The organism is Shewanella sp. NKUCC06_TVS (genome assembly GCF_019345515.1).
In the GTDB taxonomy this organism is placed as follows: domain Bacteria; phylum Pseudomonadota; class Gammaproteobacteria; order Enterobacterales; family Shewanellaceae; genus Shewanella; species Shewanella oncorhynchi.
Genome location: NZ_JAHKQX010000002.1, coordinates 181,719 through 202,174 on the forward strand (window position 1 = coordinate 181,719; position 20,456 = coordinate 202,174).

Genomic DNA, 20,456 nt, shown 5'->3' on the forward strand with positions numbered 1-20,456 from the left:
TTTAAGTCTCCCGTTTTTAATCAAGATTGCTGCAATTAAATCTTAAACTGGCCCACTAACTTGCCCAAGTTAATGCCTTCTTCCGAGACTGTCATACTGATCCTAGCGGCATCTTCGCTGGAATGAAGCAGCTCGTTTACAATCTCTTGGATGGCATACACGTTACGGTTAATTTCTTCGGTTACTGAGCTTTGCTCTGTCGCCGCGGCCGCAATTTGGGTACTCATATCATTAATCGCCGTTACCGCTGAAGTGACTGAACCTAAACTATCGGAAATCGTGCGAGAAGAATCCACCGAACGTACACAGCTTTGCTGACTCTCTTCCATGGCTTTCACGGCTTGGGTCACTAGCTTATGCAGTGCCGATAACATCTCGTTGATTTCTAACGTGCTGGCTTGAGTTCGACTGGCTAAATTACGCACCTCGTCGGCGACCACAGCAAATCCACGACCCTGTTCACCAGCACGGGCCGCTTCGATGGCGGCGTTCAATGCCAATAGATTAGTTTGCTCGGCAATACCGCCAATGACAGAAAGCACGCTGTTGATCTTCTGTGATTGCTCGCTGAGTGATTTTATACTGCCTGCCGCATTGTTGATTTGCGACATTAAAGACGCAATCTCCTCAAGCGAAGCATCAACACAGCGCTGGGCATTCGCCACATCACCAGTAGCAGCGTGAGTCGCTTCGGCTACTTGAGTGGTATTCTTAGCCACTTCGTTCGCAGTGGAGGACATCTCAGTGATTGCAGTCACCACCTGATCGGTTTCATTGTTATGACTCACCAACTGGCTCGACATGACTTTAGTTTGATCATGAATCGCATTGGCTGCCGTTTTTACTTTAGCCGTCGCGGTCGCGACATCGCCGATAATATGCTGAAGTTTATCGACAAAGAGGTTAAAGGAGCGCCCAAGTTGGGCAATTTCGTCTTCACCTTTTACGGTGAGTCGTTTGGTTAAATCCCCTTCGCCCTTAGCAATATCATTTAAGTTATCGGCCATATTCTTGATTGGCACGACCATACGGTGGGCGGCAATCATAATGATAAAGCCAGTAATACCCGTAAGGAAAAGCGCTATCAGCAAAATCGCGAAGGATTTTTCTGCCATTTGCTCAGTCACTGTCTCACGATAATCTTCAACAACAGCTTCAATATCATCGATATATGCCCCAGTACCTAACATCCAGTCAGTACCTGGGATCATCATGGCGTAACTGATTTTTTCAATCTGTTCATTAGTATTAGGTTTTTGATAGTAATAGGAAAAACTACCATCGCCACGTTTAGCGGCATCGAGCAGACCGACGATAATTTTAGTGCCGCGAGGATCTGTCATATCCATTTTATTTTGCCCTTCTAAACTCGGTATTAGGGCATGGAAAATATTTTTCCCTTGAGAGTCATACATGAAGAAATAACCCGCACTGCCAAAACGTATGTCTCTTAGCGCTTGATTCACATTCCCTTGTTCTTTTAACGATAATTGGTAATTCACTATACCAGCGGCAATTTCGGTAGCTTCTTTAATTTGTTGTTTACGTTCACCGACGAGCTTAGATCTAAAGGTAACCACCTCATCGGCAAGCGCATTTTTCTCGACATAATAAGAAACCGACATCAACACCAATAATGCGAGGATCAAAGGAAACAGCGATAGCAATAATAATTTATTGCGCAAACTCAACTTAGACATACTTGAATGCTCCAAAGGATTACAACTTGTATCTTCGGAGTATAGCTAAGATTGTTGTATTTCTATGCGCTTAAAGTAACAAAATCTTAATCTTGCTCAATAAACATTCGATTAATAACGACTCAGTTCAAAGCATATTAAGCAGCACACCACATACACTAAAGCCTAATACCAGTTGTAGCATAGGTGGTTTAAATAACTTTAATGCACCAAAACCGAGCAATACCAAGGCCATATCTTTACCTGAAAATACCGCCTGAGAAAACACGGGTTGATAAAGTGCTGCGGCAAGTAAGCCAACAACACAGGCATTGACGCCCGCTATCGCGCCAGCAATTTTTGGTCTTGCGGCAATCGCATGCCAACTCTTCAACCCCACCAGCATGAGTAAAAAACCAGGTAAGAAAATGGCTGCGGTTGCCATGCAAGCCCCCATGAAGGGATTATCTAACATCACTTCAGCGCCTAAAAAGGTCGCAAAGGTAAACATAGGTCCTGGCACTGCTTGGGCAAAGGCATAACCTGTCAGAAAACGATCGCCACCTATGGTATCACCCACCGCAGTTTCTAGCAGAGGTAGTACAACATGACCACCACCAAATACTAAGCTCCCTACACGATAAAACTCACCGAAGATCCAAGCTTCAGATCCTAAATCCACGATAAAAAAACTGCCGATGAGCAACACGAAAAAGAGCAGTAAATATTTATAATTCAATTTGATAGGTGCAAGCGGTACTGTGTCATCTTGGATCGCACTCAATTTATATATACCGATAGTCGCAGCGCCGAGTAACAGCAGGATTTGCGTCCACATAAATGGCGCAATCAAAATTGCCGCGGCACTGACTAACATTAATAGACGTGCGGATTTGCGTTGGCAGAACTGTTTAAACATGGCGAGAACGGCATCGGCAACCACAACGACGGCCATTAATTTAAGCCCATAAATCATCCCTTGAACATAATGATTGGCGAGCCATGCCGACGTTGTTACCGCCAGTAAGTACATCAAAATAAAGGAAGGTAGTGTAAAACCGGCAAAAGCAGCAAGCGCGCCAACAAGCCCGCCTCTTTGATAACCAATGGCAAAGCCCACTTGGCTCGACCCTGGCCCCGGCATAAATTGGCTTAAGGCAACCAGACTGGCGTAACGCTTATCATCGAGCCAACCGAGTTCATTTACGAAGGTCTGGCGAAAATAACCAATGTGCGCCGCAGGCCCGCCAAAACTCATCAAGCCCAAGGTAAAAAAGCGTAGGAAAATCTGTAGCATAAATCGCCGCCCATCAATGCATAAAGTGCTGAAGATTATGCCACTAAAAAGACACTTTGATGAAGTTTCACGCGAGCAGCGCAGATAAAAGTATTGCAAAGACTCTACATGGTAGAGTCCTTATGATTGTTTGAGCGGACTTCAAGAGTCGTAAAGCGAGTGAACACAAATGCTTAGTGATAAATTGATGAGCTAAAAAATTAATCCTTCACCAACATGACTAGTACTTCGAAGTGATCCGTGTGGGGGAATAAATCAAATAGCTGCACTTTGGTTAAGTGATAACCTTGAATATGTTCGAGATCTTTCGCTAAGGTTTTGGGATTACAGCTTGAATAGAGAATCGCCTTAGGGGCAAACTCGCTTAAAGACTGACATAGCGCCTCGCCAATACCGCGCCTCGGCGGATTAACTATGATCAAATCCGGCTTATCGGCAGCGCTTTTACCCTTAGCAAAGTCGGTGGAATCGAGCGCCATAAATTGCACGTTTTCGAGCCCCATCATCTGCGCTGACATTTGCGCGCAGGCAATCGCTTCAGCTTCAATTTCAATCCCTGTGAGTGTAATGTCATTGGATGCGCAGTGCAGTCCGAAACCGCCTACACCACAGAAGAGATCCCATAACGAATGAGGTGAAAACTCGGCAACCCATTCACGGGCCGTTTGATATAACTGAGCCGCAACGTGTGGATTAGTTTGGAAAAAGCTTTTAGGCCGAATGAACAAAGGCACATGATTAAAACGTTCTTCAAGCCTAGTATTCTCAGTTAAGAAAATCTCTTCATCCCCCTCAAGTATTGCCATATGAACCGGTTGGATATTGACTGACACCACTTTTATTTGCGGATATTCAGCTAATAATGCAGGTAATTCACGTTCGATACGTTCGATACTATTGGTGGACCGCAGTACAAACCGCAGTAGATATTCACCACGCACTTGGCTGCGGGTCAGCAGAATAAATTTAAGTTCACCCTTGGCTCTATCTACCCGATAAGGAGGAAGTCCAGCCTGCTGCACAAAGCGTGCTAAGCGATGTAATAAATCTTGCATATCAGATGGATATAAAAGGCAGTCGCAAAGATCTACCGCCTCGCCACTTGGGCTCACAATCCCCAACACAGGCGCATGGGCGGCGCCTAAGGCCACCATTTTAGCTTTATTACGAAAGCCGCTGTCCTCGCCAATTACCGGCGGCTGAAAAATATCGGGCAAATTAGCTGGGATAAAAGGCGCGAGTAGTTGCTGTAAAATTTGAGTCTTAGCCGCCACTTGCTGCACCATAGGCTGTTGTATATGCCGGCAAGAAAGGCACTGACCTTGGTTAAAATAACCACATTGCTTGGCGGTATTTACAATAGCAGCATTCACGGCAGATCCTAGATATCAGTAAAAAAGCGCCACACTGTAGCGGTTTTACAGGTAAAAATCACCTTGAAGCATATTCAAATCAGCATCAAGTGCATAATTCACGGCGCACTCAAGATAGGGTGAGTTTATCAACATCAGCAATAGACTGCCGCTTACCTATGGCCTTTTCAATCCATTCAAGCACTTCGGCCGAGGTACTGCGAAACGTCGTTAACTTACCGCCATATAAACTGAGTATTCGCGGATGGGAAATCGATGTTTGCATTAAGGTATCTCGCGGTCGCTCAAAGGCTTGGCTATTTTGCTTAGGCAAGACCCGAATACCACAGAAAGTTTTGGTTATTAGCGCCTTGAGCTCATCAATATCCGGCGTTAGTGGGAAATAATGTTTGTAGATCCCCAGCAGATAATTAATTTCAGATTCGGTCGCCTCAGGCGGCCTATCTAAAGAAGTTAATTCAGTTTCTGTGGTGCCGATTAAGGTTTGACCATACCAAGGCATCACAAATATTACTCGTTTATCGAAGCATGACTCTAAGTACAAGATGCCATCGGGCGCAGGAATATCCAGTAACACATGGGCGCCTTGCACCCAATCGAGTTCAACACCCGCAAGTGGGGGCAACACTTTACTCAACACCTCATTCACCCAAGGACCAGCGGCATTGATAACTAGACGCGCCTCGGCACTATGGGCCTCGCACCTGTGGCTAAAACTCAGCTCACAGGTCTCGCGCTTGTGTTCCAACTCAAGAAATTCAGCCTCGGCATAGACTTCCGCGCCCAGTGCCTGCGCGCTGCGCGCCACCGCTTGAGTGAGCAATTTATCGTCGGTCTGCGCATCCCAGTACTGAAATACGGCTTTTAATCCAGAGAGTTTTAATCCCTTGAAACGATGCCAATGCACAGCAGGTACCGACACAAATTGGCCTAAAGGATCAAATTCACTCAGCAGTGCATACATACTCAGTCCTGCGCGAATGGTCCAAGGACTGCGCTGACTGTTGTCGTACACGGGAATATAAAAGGGCACAGCTTTAACAAGTGATGGCGCAAGATTGAGTAAATGTCGCCTTTCAAGCAATGACTTACGGACTAAATTAATTTGTCCGGTTTCTAAATAGCGTAAACCACCGTGGATAAGCTTGCTGGAATTCGCTGAGGTTTGGCCGCCAATTTCGCCCTTTTCAATCAGCAAGGTGGAATAGCCCGCTGCTGCCGCATATTGGGCAATGCCGACACCGCTGATCCCACCGCCAATAATGGCTACATCGAAACAGGCCATAACTTACTCTCGCTAACCTTCAATAGACGACTGACCCGCTGAGCTTCAAGCATACAACCCATTGCACTCAGTCGAACCGCTAATAAGCGTTAATATGTCAATAAGTTAATCTTAGATCAAATCTCGACGATAAGAGTTTAATCAATACTGGCATGTAATTGCTTAAGTGCTTGATCGCACATAGTCTTTAAGGCTTTTAGTTCGCTCGCCTCGCCGCCGACTTTGCAACGCATCAAATGGGGAATTTCACTTGCCTGTGTTTTGAGGGCAAGCCCCGCTGGCGTTAAGGCCAGCACTCTCACGCGTTCATCCTGCTCGCTACGCCCGCGAGTCACTAATCCTTTAGATTCTAGCCGCTTCAGCAATGGCGTTAACGTGCCTGAATCGAGGAAAAGTTTATCGCCTAAGGTTTTGACACTAATCCCCTGCTCTTCCCATAGCACTAGCATGACTAAGTACTGCGGATAGGTTAGATCTAATTTGTCCAACAAAGGCCGATAGGCACGCACCATAGCATTTGCAGCACTATAAAGTGAGAAGCACACTTGATTCTCAAGACATAAGGCATTCTCTGTGCTGGTATTTTCTGCCATATCGACAGGATTAACACGGGTGTTGGGTTGAGTTGTTGCCATAGGAAGATCCGACAAATTAAATATATTGCGCACAATATACTTGCATTCACACCAAAGATCGAATTATAGTTTATCACAATTGAATTGTGCACAATTTAAATCGATTTACTTAATCCTTAACCTCAGAAGGTCTAATACTATGAAAACACTTTATGAAACACGTGCCACAGCAAAAGCGGGTCGTCAAGGTCAAGTCAGCACTGATGATGGTTTACTGGATGTCGCTTTAGCCTATCCAAAAGCCATGGGCGGTAGCGGTCTCGCCACGAATCCTGAACAACTGTTTGCCGCAGGTTATGCCGCCTGTTTCTCAAACGCCGTTTTGCACGTCGCTAAAATCGGCAAAGTGGATATTACCGAAGCACCTGTCAGTGCGGTTGTTGGGATTGGTGCCAATGACGCCGGTGGTTTTGCATTAGCGGTTGCCTTAGAAGTCAGCTTAGATTTACCGCAAGAAGCCGCAGAAGCCCTAGTGCGTCATGCACATCAAGTTTGTCCGTACTCGAACGCCACGCGCAATAATATCGACGTGAAACTTAGCGTAAATGGCGTAACGCTAGGCTAACCATAACCCATCATCGACACCTGTTGATAACGTCAGAAATAGAGCACCCTCGGGTGCTTTATTCTTTATTAGCCAATAACGACTCAAGCTGAAAGTGAGTGTGCATCACACCATTTCACAGGGAGATAAACTGGTTTCAGTTCCCAAAAAATTATTATTCGCGAGTTAACTAACACTTCTTAATATCTAATTTAATCAAAATGATTGATTTAAGTAGAGTAAGAGATAATCGAACCGTTTGACGATACTTAAACCCACTCTCTGTGGGAGGCGCTATGACAAAATATCTACCGAAATTATCTCTCTTTTGCTCGCTATTATTCCTCTTTGCCTTTTCTATCCCAAGCTGGGCCGAGACAACACCCTCAAGCTCAGCGGATCGAACGTGGCATTATGTGAATGCTCAGGGTGAACTCAAAATTAAGCTGTATTTCTTTTGGTCAAAAACCTGTCCGCACTGTGCAGAGGCCCATCCGTTCATTGATTCATTACCGCAAAAATACCCTTGGATAGAACTCGAATCCCATAGGGTGTCAGATCCCGGCGTGCAGGATATTTGGCAAAATATCGCCTCCAAAACCAGTACTGAAGCACGCTCAGTACCCTATATGGCAAGTTGTGAAAAGGCCATTGTGGGATATTCAAGTGAAGCGGTAACGGGTGAGTTTTTAGTCAATCGACTGAAGAATTGTTATTTATCCCTTGGCGGTAAACTGAGCGACGCTGACCTCCCCACCAAAGGAACCACCAGCACAACCACAAGCGCTCAAACAGATGCTCCGCTCTTTGGCACTTGTGGCACAGATACTGGCGAAGGCACCTGTGATGCCACCAGCTTAAGCGAGCCCGTTGCAGAGCCAGAAGTTCAACCCGTTGAATTACCTTTAGTGGGAGTAGTGACACCCGAGACTATGTCTCTGCCGTTACTCACCTTAGTGCTCGCAGGTGTCGATGCTTTTAACCCTTGCGCCTTCTTTGTGTTGCTATTTTTACTGTCGATAATGGTTAATGCCAAGAGTCGCAGCCGCATGTTACTCGTCGGCGGGATTTTCGTATTCTTCTCCGGCTTTATATATTTCCTGTTTATGACGGCATGGCTAAACATCTTCCAACTGCTGGGGGCAGGCAGTGATGGCGGTATGATCATTTTAGCGGCGGGTTGTTTAGCTTTGATCGCAGGAGCCATCAATATCAAAGATTACTTCTTTACTAAGGGAGAAGTGACACTATCAATGTCGGCAGAAAATCGTACGAGTCTGATAAAACGCATGGGGAAACTATCCAATTCCAGTAACTTAGGCGCGTTACTCATAGGTTCTACCGTATTAGCGATCCTTGCCAACGCCTATGAATTACTTTGCACCGCAGGCTTCCCAATGATCTACACCAGTGTGCTATCTATGCACAATCTGCCAGACATTGAACGCTATATGTATTTGGTTTTATACAATATTGTATATGTGATCCCGCTGGCTATTATTGTTATCGTTTTCAGTGCGACCTTAGGCAAACGTAAGTTGACCGAAAAAGAAGGCCAAACCCTGAAACTTATGTCAGGCGTGATGATGTTAGGCATGGGTATCGCACTGGTTATTGACCCAACAGCACTGCAAAATGTGAGCCTGGCACTCGGATTGATCTTAGGCTCACTAGGCGTTACAGCAATAATTGTTATCGGCCGCAAACTGCTCACGGCCAAGGCAAAATAATTGCAAATTGGCAAATTCATGTGTAACGACTAAAGTTAACCGTGGGTTTGCCGATAAAGGGATCCAGCTTACAATCGAGGTTAGTTATGTCAATTTCACTGAATACCCAAGCTATCGCACCGAATCTAGAAAATGGTGCAATTGGCGTTAAGGTTGCTCAGTTAGCAAAAGAGCAGCAAAAAGCCGAAGGTCAAATCGCGGTAGATTTAATTGCAGCTGCGGCGCCAAAACCCGTAGGCAATGCAGGCCACAACATCAACACTACGGCCTAATTGTTAGCAATACAAAATCAAAAAAAGCGCTCTGATTATCAGGGCGCTTTTTTTGTTATTTTCTCTAAAACGTCAGACGAATTTAAGAAAAAGCGTTACCATTCACGTGCATAATAGTGAATGTCCACACCACAAACGCCAGTGGGATATGCACTAAGGCATAGAAACACTGATCGAGTCGCCCCATTCCTTTTGCTAACAAAATCAAATATAAGTGTAATCCAATCACCAAAGGAAATAGCGCTAACAACGGATAGAGTGCGACAGGATTTGCATCGGAAAATAAGCTGTGACTGAATAAAGCCCACGCCACCATAAAGGCGGTCGTCAACGGCGGCGTTGCAATGCGATATTGCTCTGGATAGGGAAACATCCTACGACCTCTGAGTCTCAATCAATAAATTTACGTTGTAGGTTTTCGCGCAATCAACTGGGCTTTATAACTGCTTTGAGTGGACTGCGGATCACATAATCGACCTTCAAAGTAATGTAAAGATTGCCAGTTAGCAAACACTGATTTGAGTTCATTTTCAGTAAGTAAGAAATCTGGGTTGCGTGGCCGACCTATCTGCGCCTGTTGCGCTGTAAAGGTTTCATAGACAATAAGGCCTGTGCTCTTAACCGTCTTAGCAATTTGTGGCAGTAATGGGCGATACAGATAATTAAATACTAAGACAATATCGTACTCTTCAACCGGCAATAATGGTCCTACCTCAGCTTCTAAATCCCTTTGTAATTTGTAAGCATTAGCCTGATCAATGTGTGACATGGCTGACAAATCTCGATCGATAAAAGTCACTTCAGCCCCTCGCGCTAAAAACCACAAACCATTACGCCCAGAACCGCAAGCGAGATCGAGCACCTTAAGTCCATCAAAACAACTCAAGGCTAAGTTAGACACAAATGGATTAGGCCAAGCGAACTCTGTGATTAACGCAGCAGGCGTTAAAGTTGACGTATGGGTTACAGACATATCAATTAGCCCTTAATTTCTTTTTTCGAGTCAATTTGCCGACGATGCACAATAGAATAATGCCTGAGCCCTGCAGGACCATGGGACACGATAACTGACAAAAAAAGTATCACGATTAACAGCTCAGGTTTGTAATGAGCCAGCGGCACAAACAGGCCAAGCAAGCCTATTTTTACTAAAGTTAACACTCCCTTAAGCTGGATCAGCCAGCGCCAATCCCGTGCGATTTCCCACAACATTAATATGCTGCCCGTCGTCATCGCGAGATACCAATAACTCAACCATTGCACTTTATTTACATCTAATAAAATGCCACCACCGACACCCACGATCCCTAAAATATGTAATGCCCTTAAACTGGTTTTACTCAAACGTTGAAACCAAAAACGTTTTTCTGATATGCCTTGTTTGTGCATTACAACCCCTTAAGAATCAATTGCGTAACATTTAATTAAAATGATAATATAATTTTATACAATAAAGGCTTTTGAAATAACATTATTTATAGAATATATAAAAATAAATAAGCCATCTCCTCAATATACAAGATTAAATTATAATATCTATAAAATACAAATAGATAAAATACACCACCAAAGCCATAATTTATGCCATTTTTATTTTATAAAGTTAAAATCAATCCATTCAATATGTTAACTCACGCATGTTATACCGTATTGAAGCAGTGATTAGTCTCAACTTCATTAATATTTCCCATCCGATTGCACATTTTAAATATGTTATTTTCGCTGTAACAAAGGTTATGTGATCTGAACACACATATACCTCTTTAGATAGTGCTAAATTTGCAAATGGAGAATGCTCTAACAGTGCGTGAGCTGCGTAAAAAATAAATATCACGCCACGATGAATAACCCTTATTAAGTAGATGAATGTACGGCGGAGGAACTATCATGTTCACAAGAAAGATTCAAAAAACAGCACTAGCCATGCTGATCTCTGGCGCTATGGCAGGTACTGCCAATGCAGCACCAGAAGTGCTAGCCGATTTTCACGGTGAAATGGGTAGCTGCGACAGCTGCCACGTATCAGACAAAGGTGGTGTCACCAACGACAACCTTACCCATGAAAATGCTCAGTGTGTTAGCTGCCACGGTGATTTAAAAGAACTGGCCGCCGCTGCACCTAAAGATAAAGTATCACCCCATAAATCTCACCTAATTGGCGAAATTGCTTGTACTAGCTGCCATAAAGGTCATGAAAAATCAGTCACCTATTGCGATGCTTGTCACAGCTTCGGCTTCGATATGCCTTACGGTGGCAAGTGGGAACGTAAGTTTGTGCCTGTTGATGCAGACAAAGCTGCTCAAGATAAAGCCATTGCCGCTGGCGCAAAAGAAACCACTGATGTCGTGATCATAGGTTCAGGTGGTGCAGGTCTTGCTGCAGCCGTTTCAGCCCGTGATGCAGGCGCTAAAGTTATCCTGCTTGAAAAAGAACCTATCCCAGGCGGAAACACTAAACTTGCTGCTGGCGGTATGAACGCCGCAGAAACTAAGCCACAGGCTAAACTAGGTATCGCAGACAAGAAACAAATCATGATCGACGACACCATGAAAGGTGGTCGCAATATTAACGATCCTGAACTGGTCAAAACCTTAGCCAACAACTCATCAGACTCTATCGATTGGTTAACCTCTATGGGTGCCGATATGACTGACGTAGGTCGTATGGGTGGTGCAAGTGTTAACCGTAGTCACCGTCCAACAGGCGGCGCTGGCGTGGGTGCACACGTAGCACAAGTTCTATGGGACAATGCAGTGAAACGTGGTACTGACATCCGCTTAAACAGCCGTGTAGTACGTATTCTTGAAGATGCGAGCGGTAAAATTACCGGCGTATTAGTGAAGGGTGAATACACAGGTTATTACGTTGTCAAAGCTGACGCTGTCGTTATCGCAGCGGGTGGTTTTGCGAAAAATAACGATCGTGTAGCTAAGTACGATCCTAAGTTAAAAGGCTTTAAAGCGACTAACCACCCAGGTGCTACAGGTGATGGCTTAGACGTGGCATTACAAGCTGGCGCGGCAACTCGCGACTTAGAGTTTATTCAAGCTCACCCAACTTACTCACCTGCTGGTGGTGTAATGATCACCGAAGCGGTACGTGGTAACGGTGCGATCGTGGTTAACCGTGAAGGTAACCGCTTTATGAACGAAATCACCACCCGTGACAAAGCGTCTGCCGCGATTCTGCAACAAAAAGGCGAAAGTGCTTATTTGGTATTCGATGACTCTATCCGTAAGAGCTTAAAAGCTATCGAAGGCTATGTGCACCTGAACATTGTTAAAGAAGGCAAAACAATTGAAGATCTGGCTAAACAGTTAGATATTCCAGCGGCCGAACTCGCTAAAACAGTGAAAGCTTATAATGGCTTTGTTAAATCAGGTAAAGATGCTCAATTTGAACGTCCTGATTTACCACGTGAATTAGTTGTTGCACCTTTCTACGCTCTCGAAATCGCGCCAGCAGTTCACCACACTATGGGTGGTGTTGTGATCGATACTAAAGCCGAAGTGAAGAGTGAAAAAACAGGCAAACCTATTGATGGTTTATATGCAGCAGGTGAAGTCACAGGTGGCGTTCACGGTGCTAACCGCTTAGGTGGTAATGCTATCTCCGATATCGTTACTTATGGCCGTATCGCGGGTGCATCTGCAGCTAAATACGCTAAAGACAAAAAGTAAAATGCAATAACGGAGGGTTAAAGGACTAGCCCTCAGCTCATATAGTACGACTTTCAATATGAGAGCTCTAGCTTGAACACTTCAAGTAAAAGCAGTCAATCAATAAGCGAGCCGTCAGGGGCTCGCTTTTTTATTCCCAATTGATGATAAAGCTCACTCTTTTAAAGGGGAATTTTCTAAGGCTAAGGACAAAAAGCCCTAACTCACTTACACTCTTTGCCAGATAATTACATCAGCAAACCCGTTAGGTGACTGAAATGAGAATTGGATTTTTTAGCGCGAAACATTACGACATGCAGCACTTTAACCGCACAAATGCTGCGTTTGGTGCACAAATTGAGTACTTCGATTATCGCCTCTGCATGCAAACAGTGAAGCTTGCCGAAGGTTTTGAAATTGTCTGCGCCTTCGTCAACGATTCACTCTGTGAAGAAGTTCTGGTCGAACTCGCTAAGGGTGGCACAAGAATTATCGCCATGCGCTGCGCTGGATTTAACAACGTCGATTTAGTTGCCGCTAAACGCTTAGGCATGCAAGTCGTTAACGTACCAGCTTATTCTCCTGAATCCGTGGCCGAACATACAGTCGCACTGATGTTGACACTGAATCGAAAAATCCACAAAGCTTACCAACGCACCCGCGATGCCAACTTCTCCCTCGAAGGCTTAGTCGGCTTTAACATGTTCGGCAAAACCGTCGGCGTGATTGGTACAGGTAAAATCGGCGTAGCAACCATCAAGGTATTGCTCGGTTTTGGCTGTAAAGTCATTGCCTTCGATCCCTTTATCAATCCGGCTGTCATCGCGCTGAATGTTGAATATCAAGATCTCGACTCTATTTATGCCAACAGCGATATCATCAGCTTGCATTGCCCGTTGACCGCGGATAACCGTCACTTACTAAACCAAGCCAGCTTCGCCAAGATGAAACCCGGTGTCATGGTGATCAACACCAGTCGCGGTGGTTTACTCAATGCTTTCGACGCAATGGAAGCATTAAAACTGGGGCAAATCGGCTCGCTTGGGCTCGATGTATATGAAAACGAAAAGGGCCTGTTCTTCGAAGACAAATCGAATGAAATTATTCAAGACGATGTATTCCGTCGTTTATCAGCCTGCCATAACGTGATTTTCACGGGTCACCAAGCCTTCCTCACCGAAGAAGCCCTAGGCGCCATTGCCAAAACGACCTTGAGCAATATAAAAGCACTATGTGCCGGTGAACTCTCAGGTAACGAATTGTTTTAACTGACAGATAAAATCCTGACTGCTAAAGTGAGGCTTCAACGTTTGAAGCCTCATAGAGGAATATAAATATGTTAGTGACTCAGGAAATTCAGGATATCTCCACGCCTTCAGGGCTAATGCGCACCTATATCTATCGCCCAGAAGCACAGGGAATATTCCCAAGTATCATCTTTTATTCCGAGATATTTCAGCAAACTGCGCCCATCGCCCGCACCGCCACTATTCTTGCTGGCCACGGTTTTGTGGTGTTAGTACCCGAAGTGTTCCATGAACTGAATCCTTTAGGCACTGTGCTGGCCTATGATGAATCAGGTAAAGATAAAGGTAACGCCGATAAATTTGCCAAACCCCTAGAACACCACGATAGCGATACCCACGCACTGATCGATTTTGCCACTCAACAAACTTACTGCAATGGCAAAGTTGGCTCTATGGGCGTGTGTATCGGCGGCCACTTAGCCTACCGCGCCGCACTCAACCCCGCTATTTTAGGTGCATTTTGCCTCTATCCTACCGACATTCATTCCAACACCCTACCCTGCGCTTACGGCAATGACTCATTGAGCCGCAGCGGTGATATTCAAGGGGAATTAGTGTTAGTGTTCGGCAAGCAAGATCCCCACGTATCCGCGGAAGGCCGAGTACTAATTCACCAGCAATTAATGGCGCTGAACCGTAACTTCACTTGGCTTGAAGTCAACGCCCAACACGCCTTTATGCGTGATGAAGGCGATAGATATGATCCGGCTTTAGCGCTGCAAATGTACTTACAAGCGACGGCATTTTTTCACAGGGTGCTACGATAATTATCTTTGAAGAATCCTACCGCCACAAGTTAGAAGCCTTTATTGCATAGTTCAAATAGTACTGCAGGTTGTCCAAAACACACTTAACTAGCAAAATTCACGCTTAATGAAACAGACTAAAACCTTAACTCGCGTTAAAGTTTTAGTGATTCATCACCTTTTTATTTAATGAAACTAAGCACCTAGTAAAGTTAGATGTTTGATACTTTTGTATTTCAACGATAATTCAATACATTGGGAAATTGCGAATTCTGGCAGAGGATCATAGATATTCAACACTATGGCTCGATTCCCTTCAAACTGCAGCACATCGGAATGCAGCTCTCGAAATGTATCAACCAGCTGAGTTTTACAATTAAAGAATAGGCAATATTGTTCGGGATATTTAGGCTTCCAGTCAAATCTTACTGTGCTGCCATTTTTAACTGAATAACTCGGCTCGCCCCATTTTAAGCTCTCTTCCACCGCACCTAAATCCTGCGCTTCGGCAATCGCAAAAACCAAGGTTCGGATCCGTAATAGCAAGGGCGTTATATGCTCAGGATAGCGTTCAAACTTGTTCTGCACTTGCGCTTGCATGCTCTTATCCTCCCATTTACACCATGCCGAATCATCATATATGTAAAACAAAAAACCACGCTGCGGGCCCACATGGTTGAACTTCCAAACCCTTAGTGAACGGTGATTATATCAGCACTTTATTATAAACAGCGCATTAGGGGTGTGACACAGTGTCGCAGGTCGTTGAGTTTTTATTGAGATACCCACTTAATCCTATATAAAACATACCATTATTTAAACAAACCTTTCATAGGCTTATTATGACCCGCTCCGCAGTAATGACTTCAATGGCGATATCCCTAGCCAGCATGGCCACGTTTTCAGGGATAGCAGCCGAAGCCGAAACTGAAGCAATGTTGCCAGCATCTGCAATTAAAGCTCAAGTATCGACTCCCACGGCTATCGAAAGGATTGCCATTACAGGGAGCCGAATTCAAAGGGAAGAGATGGCATCCACTGCGCCTATGACCGTCTTTACCGCGCAAGATATCGAGAAAACCGGTGCCACTTCAGTTGAAGTATTGCTGCAAAGAATGACAGCCTCTGCGGGGTTTGCGGGTAATCAAACGAATGCCTATTGGACTGAAGGTGGCTATGGTTCAACCCAAGTTAATCTGCGTGGATTAGGGGTAAATCGCACACTCGTACTGCTCAATGGTCGACGTATGGTGAACAGTGGCACTGGGGCAAACTCCTCCGTTGATCTTAATACTATTCCCATTAGCGTGGTTGAACGAATCGAGGTATTAAAAGATGGTGCATCCGCCATTTATGGTGCCGACGCGGTTGCTGGCGTGGTCAATATCATCACTCGGCAACAAATCGAAGGGGTTGAGTTTCAAGCGCGAACAGGCATAACCGAGCAAAACGATGGTGAACAGTACAAGCTCGACCTTGCCCTCGGTCATATCGGTGAGCGTGGCAGTGGATATATGGCGATGAGTTACGATAAAACCCAAGCCATCGATATGCTGAGTCGCGCACCTTGTCCGCTTGAGGAAGTTAATGGTGAGCTAGTGTGTGGCGGTAGCTCGGCGCTGCCGGGAGGCAGAGGCCATTTCATTGATACCAATGGCAATCCAATCGGCGATCCGTTAATGCTTTTACCAACAGGAAGCGCCCCTTACACAATTAGCCATAAAGACAATACTTATCAGTACTTTAATGCGGTTCAACCTAACGAGCGAGTCAATCTTTTTGTCTACGGCGAATATGACTTAACGGCAAGCAGCCAAGTGTTTGCTGAAGCTATGTACACTCACCGTAGCTCACAATTACCCGCTACTCCGCAATCGGTGTCAGGTATCGTGATCCCTGCTTGGCATGAATCAAATCCGACCGATGCAGACTTCCTTCTCCAGAGTCGCAGACTGGCAGAAGCTCCCCGACAATTTAATATTCAAGCGGATACTTGGCGCTTAGTGACAGGTTTTAAAGGGGATTTAGACAACGGTTGGCAATGGGATGCTGCCGTTAACTTCGGCAGTAATCGTGGTTCCTATGAAGTGACCAATGTCATTAATAAGGTTCGTCTTGCCGACGCGACAGACTATAGCAATTGTAATATTGATCCCAATGTACCTTGCGCAAACTTTTGGGGAGCTGGCTCACTCACACCTGCAATGCTGGACTATTTTCTGTTTAACATGCGTGATAGCGGCGGTAATGAGCAGTTTAGCCTCACAACGAATATCACAGGCGATCTATGGCAGTTACCCGCGGGCATGATGAGTTTTGCCGCAGGACTAGAGCACAGAAACGAGAAAGGATGGAATGATCCTGACCCACTTAAAATCAGTGGTGAAGCAAACACTGCCCAGCAAGAACCGATTGATGGTAGTTACACTGCTGACGAAATCTATCTTGAAACCTTATTACCTATTTTAAGCGGCCTGCCCTTTGCCAAGTCGGTCGAATTAACTGCGGCGTTGCGATATTCCTATTTTGATACCTTCGGTGGCGATACCAATTATAAAATGGGGCTACTGTGGGTCGTCAATGACACAGTGACGCTGCGAGCCACACAATCCACGGCATTCAGAGTACCGAATATTCCTGAGTTGTTTGGCGGCATAGATCAAGGTTCCATGAATACCACGGATCCTTGTAGCGAGTGGGCTAAGCTCGACCCTAGATCGAATCGATACGCTAATTGTATGGCATCAAACGTGCCAACGAATTATAAGCAAGAAGGCACAATTTTAACCGACCGTGGCGGCAATGCCGAGCTAGAACCAGAAGAGGCCAATACCTTTACTGCCGGTATTGTTTGGGATCTGGGATTTATTGAAGGGCTCAATATCACGCTCGATTACTACAAAATAGAGATTAATAACGCCATTAACTCAGTCAATGGTTCGAGCAAATTAGCCGCCTGTTACGACAGTAAAGGGATGACGCATCCTTTCTGTAGCGACGAGCACTTTGTGCGAGACGCGATGACAGGCAACATCACCTACTTACAGACACAACTGGGCAACGCCGCCAACGAAGTGGTTTCAGGTGTTGATATGGCGATGTTTTACCAGAAAGAGATGGGCAGCGTTGTGACGAATACGACTTGGGAGCTGAGCTATTTAGATCAATACGATCTACAAACCTACGCTGGCGCCCCCGTTGAATCACGAGCTGGCACCATTGGTTATGATGGTAGCTACACCAAATGGCGCTCAAACCTCTATTTTGATATCACGAATAACAATTGGCGCTTTAGCTACAACATTCAATATATCGGCGCGGCGGATGATCAATATGCCAATGCCGGAGATATAGGTGACTCCGTTGATGCGGTCACTTACCATAACGCACAGGTTCATTATCAAATGGACAACAATATAGCCTTAACGGCAGGTATCGATAACCTGTTCGATAAACCAGCGCCATATCATCAAAGCTTTACCGATGGTAATACTAACACTATGACGTACGACCTAATGGGACGTCGTTACTATGTCGGAATGAAATGGGCTCTGTAATGCTTTGGGCTTAAGGGGGCAATCCCCTTAAGCAAGCAGGCTAAATTAATTAAATAAAAGGTGAGTCATCAACTTGAAGCGGGTTAACACACTAAAACGAGTCTCATCGGCGCACTTTCTGCACCGATGGTTGATGCTATTGCTGGTACTGCCGATTGGGATCTGGTCAGTCACCGGCAGCTATTTCGTCTTAATGGATCTTGGGTTTATCCGTGGCGATCATATTAAAGTGCAAGACACCCAGCATATTGATCCCAGCCAGATCCATTACTCAATCGCAGCGGTTTATGCGCGTTTCCCTAAGGCTCAAGCAATCGCGTTAACCTCAATCACTGATACTCTCTATTACCGGATTAAACTGAACGATAAGTCCATTCTAGTGGACGCAGATTCGGGTGAATTATTGCCTTCGATAACGGAGAAACAAGCCCGAATGATAGCTTCAAACTATCAGCATAACGGGTCTTTACCCTCAGAGGCTAAGCTTGTTAGTGCAACTCTGCTCACCGATATCGCCCCAGCTGAACTAGCGCCGCAATACCTACCAGTTTGGAGAATGGATTTTAACGATAGTGCAGCCACAAGCCTTTACCTATCAGCAACAACGGGAGAGTTAGTCACGCGCAGACATGACTATTGGCGTTTGTTCGATCTCTTTTGGAAATGGCACATTATGGATTACGACGAGGGTGAAGCCATCGACAATCTTCTACTGCTGAGCACGGCTCTAGTCTCCATTGTGGCTGTGTTAGCTGGCTTCGTCTTACTGTGGCAGCGAAGAAGGAGGTATCTGAGATGATGCCGAATCTTAAACTTAAGCCTAAGCCTCAAAGTAAACACTTCAAACGCTGGGTCAAAATAGCCCACTATTGGCTCGGTGCCATAGTTAGCATTCAACTGCTACTTTGGCTTGTTACTGGGGTCTATTTCAATTTAACGCCCCATGATGAACTCAAGGGAATGGAGTACCAACTTAGCCATAGTCCTGAGCCGCAAAGGCAAGAGTTTGATCCACAAAAGCTCGTGGATATCGCTCCCTTACTGGCTAAACATACTCAGGTAGAAAGCCTGACATTAATAGCACTCGCGGGTAAGCCTGTTTATGTACTCGATGCTAAGGTGCAGCGCTATGCACACCAGTGCCAACAGCAAACCTTGATTGATGCCTATACGGGAAATACCTTACTCATTAATAAACAAAGCGTGCAACAACTGGCGCTTGAAAGTTATACCGGGCCTGGGAAAATTACCCAAGTTAAGCAAATATCAGCCCCCATTAGCGAGTGGCCAACCCAGTGCAATTCACTTTGGCAAATAGATATGGATGATGACCTGTCGACGCGGATTTACATCAATGCGGTTAATGGTGAATTAGTTGGCCATAAAAATGACCACACAGACATCGCCGACTTGATGTTTAAATTGCACTTTATGGATTACCTCAATCAAGGCAGCTTCAACAATCCCTTTAGCTGGCTGTTTGGCATACTGACCTTGTTGTTATCCCTATCAGGCCTGTATTGGGTTGTTGAGAATCTGGTACTCAAGCGCTATCGGTTAAGTCTGAGTTGAATGGCTAGAACGGCAAGAGCTATTTCATTCATCTCATCGTGCGCCGCGATTGGTTAATAGACCCTATAAGCCTGCCAAACGACTCAGACACGCCCACGAACGCTCAGCACAGCACAGTTTGATAATCAATGTAGCGCTGCGCAACAATCCAAACTACTCAGGATCAAACTTCTTTTTGCCTTCGAGTAAGGCCTGACGTTCGGCTAAGGGAGTCTGATCGGCGAGCTTTAACACTGCCTTTTGCAGCATGAGGTTATTGGGATAAGTAATGGTATCGCCATTGTCGCGGTGAATAAGCACATGGAATAAAGCGATTTCGATGATCACTCCGCTAATATCTTCATCCTTATCAACCACTCGAATGCGCTCGCCGATACGGTAAGGAAACACGAAAAAGATCAGCACGCCAGCGGTTAAATTACTCAATATCGACCATTGAGCAACCAATGCTACGCCCATTACTGCAAAGGCGGATGACACAAATAGCGACACATCCTGATAGCCCAGTCCGAGCGAGACCGCCATCAAGGACAGAGTAATAAAAAACATCACATAGGAAATAAAACGGGTCACTAAACTGGTCCGTGCAACACTAACTTGCTTCATTTGCGCGAGTTTTCTAACCCAATGGGTTAAGGCGCGCTGTAAAAAGATAAACACTGCAAGATAAATACAGGCAAGCAGGATTTGATTTGTCATAATAGCGGCTCAATTAACTAAAACTGTCTGAATTCTAACTTTTTTGCGCGAGCAGTTATAGCCCGTGCAAACAAGCCAAACAGCTAAACCGAGTAATTAA

Annotated in this window: 19 protein-coding genes; 9 read left to right on the forward strand and 10 right to left on the reverse strand. The window is 45.2% G+C overall.

All coding sequences use genetic code 11. From position 1 onward, the window contains the following. Positions 1 to 35: 35 nt before the first annotated feature. From KO531_RS02850 to ohrR, 5 genes are all read right to left on the reverse strand, one after another. On the reverse strand, positions 36 to 1,700 hold the full coding sequence (locus KO531_RS02850) for a methyl-accepting chemotaxis protein (protein ID WP_219250334.1): 1,665 nt from the start codon (positions 1,698 to 1,700) through the stop codon (positions 36 to 38). Positions 1,701 to 1,827: 127 nt separating this feature from the next. Further along, the gene (gene chrA / locus KO531_RS02855) at positions 1,828 to 2,976 is read right to left on the reverse strand and encodes a chromate efflux transporter (protein ID WP_219250336.1); all 1,149 of its coding nucleotides are present in this window, start codon (positions 2,974 to 2,976) and stop codon (positions 1,828 to 1,830) included. Positions 2,977 to 3,176: 200 nt separating this feature from the next. Continuing rightward, positions 3,177 to 4,349, reverse strand: coding sequence for a 23S rRNA (uracil(747)-C(5))-methyltransferase RlmC (gene rlmC, locus KO531_RS02860; RefSeq protein ID WP_219250337.1), 1,173 nt, complete (start codon positions 4,347 to 4,349; stop codon positions 3,177 to 3,179). Between the two features lie 109 nt (positions 4,350 to 4,458). Then, complete coding sequence (locus tag KO531_RS02865; RefSeq protein ID WP_219250338.1) at positions 4,459 to 5,634, reverse strand: FAD-dependent oxidoreductase; 1,176 nt, start codon at positions 5,632 to 5,634, stop codon at positions 4,459 to 4,461. 137 nt (positions 5,635 to 5,771) lie between these two features. Next, entirely contained in the window at positions 5,772 to 6,269 is a 498-nt protein-coding gene (ohrR, locus tag KO531_RS02870; protein WP_219250339.1) for a hydroperoxide resistance transcriptional regulator OhrR, read from the reverse strand. Between the two features lie 139 nt (positions 6,270 to 6,408). Between ohrR and KO531_RS02875 the strand changes: the two genes are divergently transcribed. The 3 genes from KO531_RS02875 to KO531_RS02885 all read left to right on the forward strand — a co-directional run bounded on the left by KO531_RS02875 (position 6,409) and on the right by KO531_RS02885 (position 8,815). Beyond that, entirely contained in the window at positions 6,409 to 6,834 is a 426-nt protein-coding gene (locus tag KO531_RS02875) for an organic hydroperoxide resistance protein (protein ID WP_131524696.1), read from the forward strand. Positions 6,835 to 7,109: 275 nt separating this feature from the next. Next, complete coding sequence (locus KO531_RS02880; protein WP_219250340.1) at positions 7,110 to 8,543, forward strand: cytochrome C biosynthesis protein; 1,434 nt, start codon at positions 7,110 to 7,112, stop codon at positions 8,541 to 8,543. Between the two features lie 86 nt (positions 8,544 to 8,629). Continuing rightward, on the forward strand, positions 8,630 to 8,815 hold the full coding sequence (locus tag KO531_RS02885) for a cytoplasmic protein (RefSeq protein ID WP_106651481.1): 186 nt from the start codon (positions 8,630 to 8,632) through the stop codon (positions 8,813 to 8,815). A gap of 82 nt (positions 8,816 to 8,897) precedes the next feature. Here KO531_RS02885 and KO531_RS02890 read toward each other — a convergent pair whose 3' ends face one another. The 3 genes from KO531_RS02890 to KO531_RS02900 are packed head-to-tail and all read right to left on the reverse strand — an operon-like array spanning position 8,898 to position 10,204. Then, a complete protein-coding gene (locus KO531_RS02890; protein WP_105250069.1) occupies positions 8,898 to 9,188 on the reverse strand; it encodes a hypothetical protein in 291 nt (96 codons plus the stop codon). A gap of 30 nt (positions 9,189 to 9,218) precedes the next feature. Next, positions 9,219 to 9,788 carry a methyltransferase domain-containing protein gene (locus tag KO531_RS02895; RefSeq protein ID WP_219250341.1) on the reverse strand — a complete coding sequence of 190 codons (570 nt, stop codon included), beginning with the start codon at positions 9,786 to 9,788 and terminating at the stop codon, positions 9,219 to 9,221. A gap of 5 nt (positions 9,789 to 9,793) precedes the next feature. Next, on the reverse strand, positions 9,794 to 10,204 hold the full coding sequence (locus tag KO531_RS02900; RefSeq protein ID WP_105250071.1) for a hypothetical protein: 411 nt from the start codon (positions 10,202 to 10,204) through the stop codon (positions 9,794 to 9,796). 498 nt (positions 10,205 to 10,702) lie between these two features. Between KO531_RS02900 and fccA the strand changes: the two genes are divergently transcribed. The 3 genes from fccA (at position 10,703) to KO531_RS02915 (ending at position 14,549) form a co-directional block, all read left to right on the forward strand. After that, positions 10,703 to 12,496: a fumarate reductase flavoprotein subunit FccA gene (gene fccA, locus KO531_RS02905; protein ID WP_219250342.1), complete on the forward strand. Its 1,794-nt coding sequence runs from the start codon at positions 10,703 to 10,705 to the stop codon at positions 12,494 to 12,496. 257 nt (positions 12,497 to 12,753) lie between these two features. Next, on the forward strand, positions 12,754 to 13,743 hold the full coding sequence (locus KO531_RS02910) for a 2-hydroxyacid dehydrogenase (RefSeq protein ID WP_219250343.1): 990 nt from the start codon (positions 12,754 to 12,756) through the stop codon (positions 13,741 to 13,743). A gap of 68 nt (positions 13,744 to 13,811) precedes the next feature. Beyond that, complete coding sequence (locus KO531_RS02915; RefSeq protein ID WP_219250344.1) at positions 13,812 to 14,549, forward strand: dienelactone hydrolase family protein; 738 nt, start codon at positions 13,812 to 13,814, stop codon at positions 14,547 to 14,549. A 174-nt stretch (positions 14,550 to 14,723) separates the two neighbouring features. Here the strand turns inward: KO531_RS02915 and KO531_RS02920 are convergent, their stop codons facing one another. Then, a complete protein-coding gene (locus tag KO531_RS02920) occupies positions 14,724 to 15,128 on the reverse strand; it encodes a DUF1801 domain-containing protein (RefSeq protein ID WP_219250345.1) in 405 nt (134 codons plus the stop codon). Positions 15,129 to 15,370: 242 nt separating this feature from the next. Between KO531_RS02920 and KO531_RS02925 the strand changes: the two genes are divergently transcribed. The 3 genes from KO531_RS02925 to KO531_RS02935 all read left to right on the forward strand — a co-directional run bounded on the left by KO531_RS02925 (position 15,371) and on the right by KO531_RS02935 (position 19,657). After that, positions 15,371 to 18,085, forward strand: a complete 2,715-nt coding sequence (locus tag KO531_RS02925) for a TonB-dependent receptor (RefSeq protein WP_219250346.1) — start codon at positions 15,371 to 15,373, stop codon at positions 18,083 to 18,085. Positions 18,086 to 18,218: 133 nt separating this feature from the next. Continuing rightward, a complete protein-coding gene (locus KO531_RS02930) occupies positions 18,219 to 18,884 on the forward strand; it encodes a peptidase (RefSeq protein ID WP_219250438.1) in 666 nt (221 codons plus the stop codon). Then, positions 18,881 to 19,657: a PepSY domain-containing protein gene (locus KO531_RS02935; protein ID WP_219250347.1), complete on the forward strand. Its 777-nt coding sequence runs from the start codon at positions 18,881 to 18,883 to the stop codon at positions 19,655 to 19,657. Before KO531_RS02930 ends, KO531_RS02935 begins: the two co-directional genes overlap by 4 nt. A gap of 153 nt (positions 19,658 to 19,810) precedes the next feature. Here KO531_RS02935 and KO531_RS02940 read toward each other — a convergent pair whose 3' ends face one another. Next, positions 19,811 to 20,356: a mechanosensitive ion channel family protein gene (locus KO531_RS02940; RefSeq protein WP_106651494.1), complete on the reverse strand. Its 546-nt coding sequence runs from the start codon at positions 20,354 to 20,356 to the stop codon at positions 19,811 to 19,813. Positions 20,357 to 20,456: the final 100 nt, after the last annotated feature.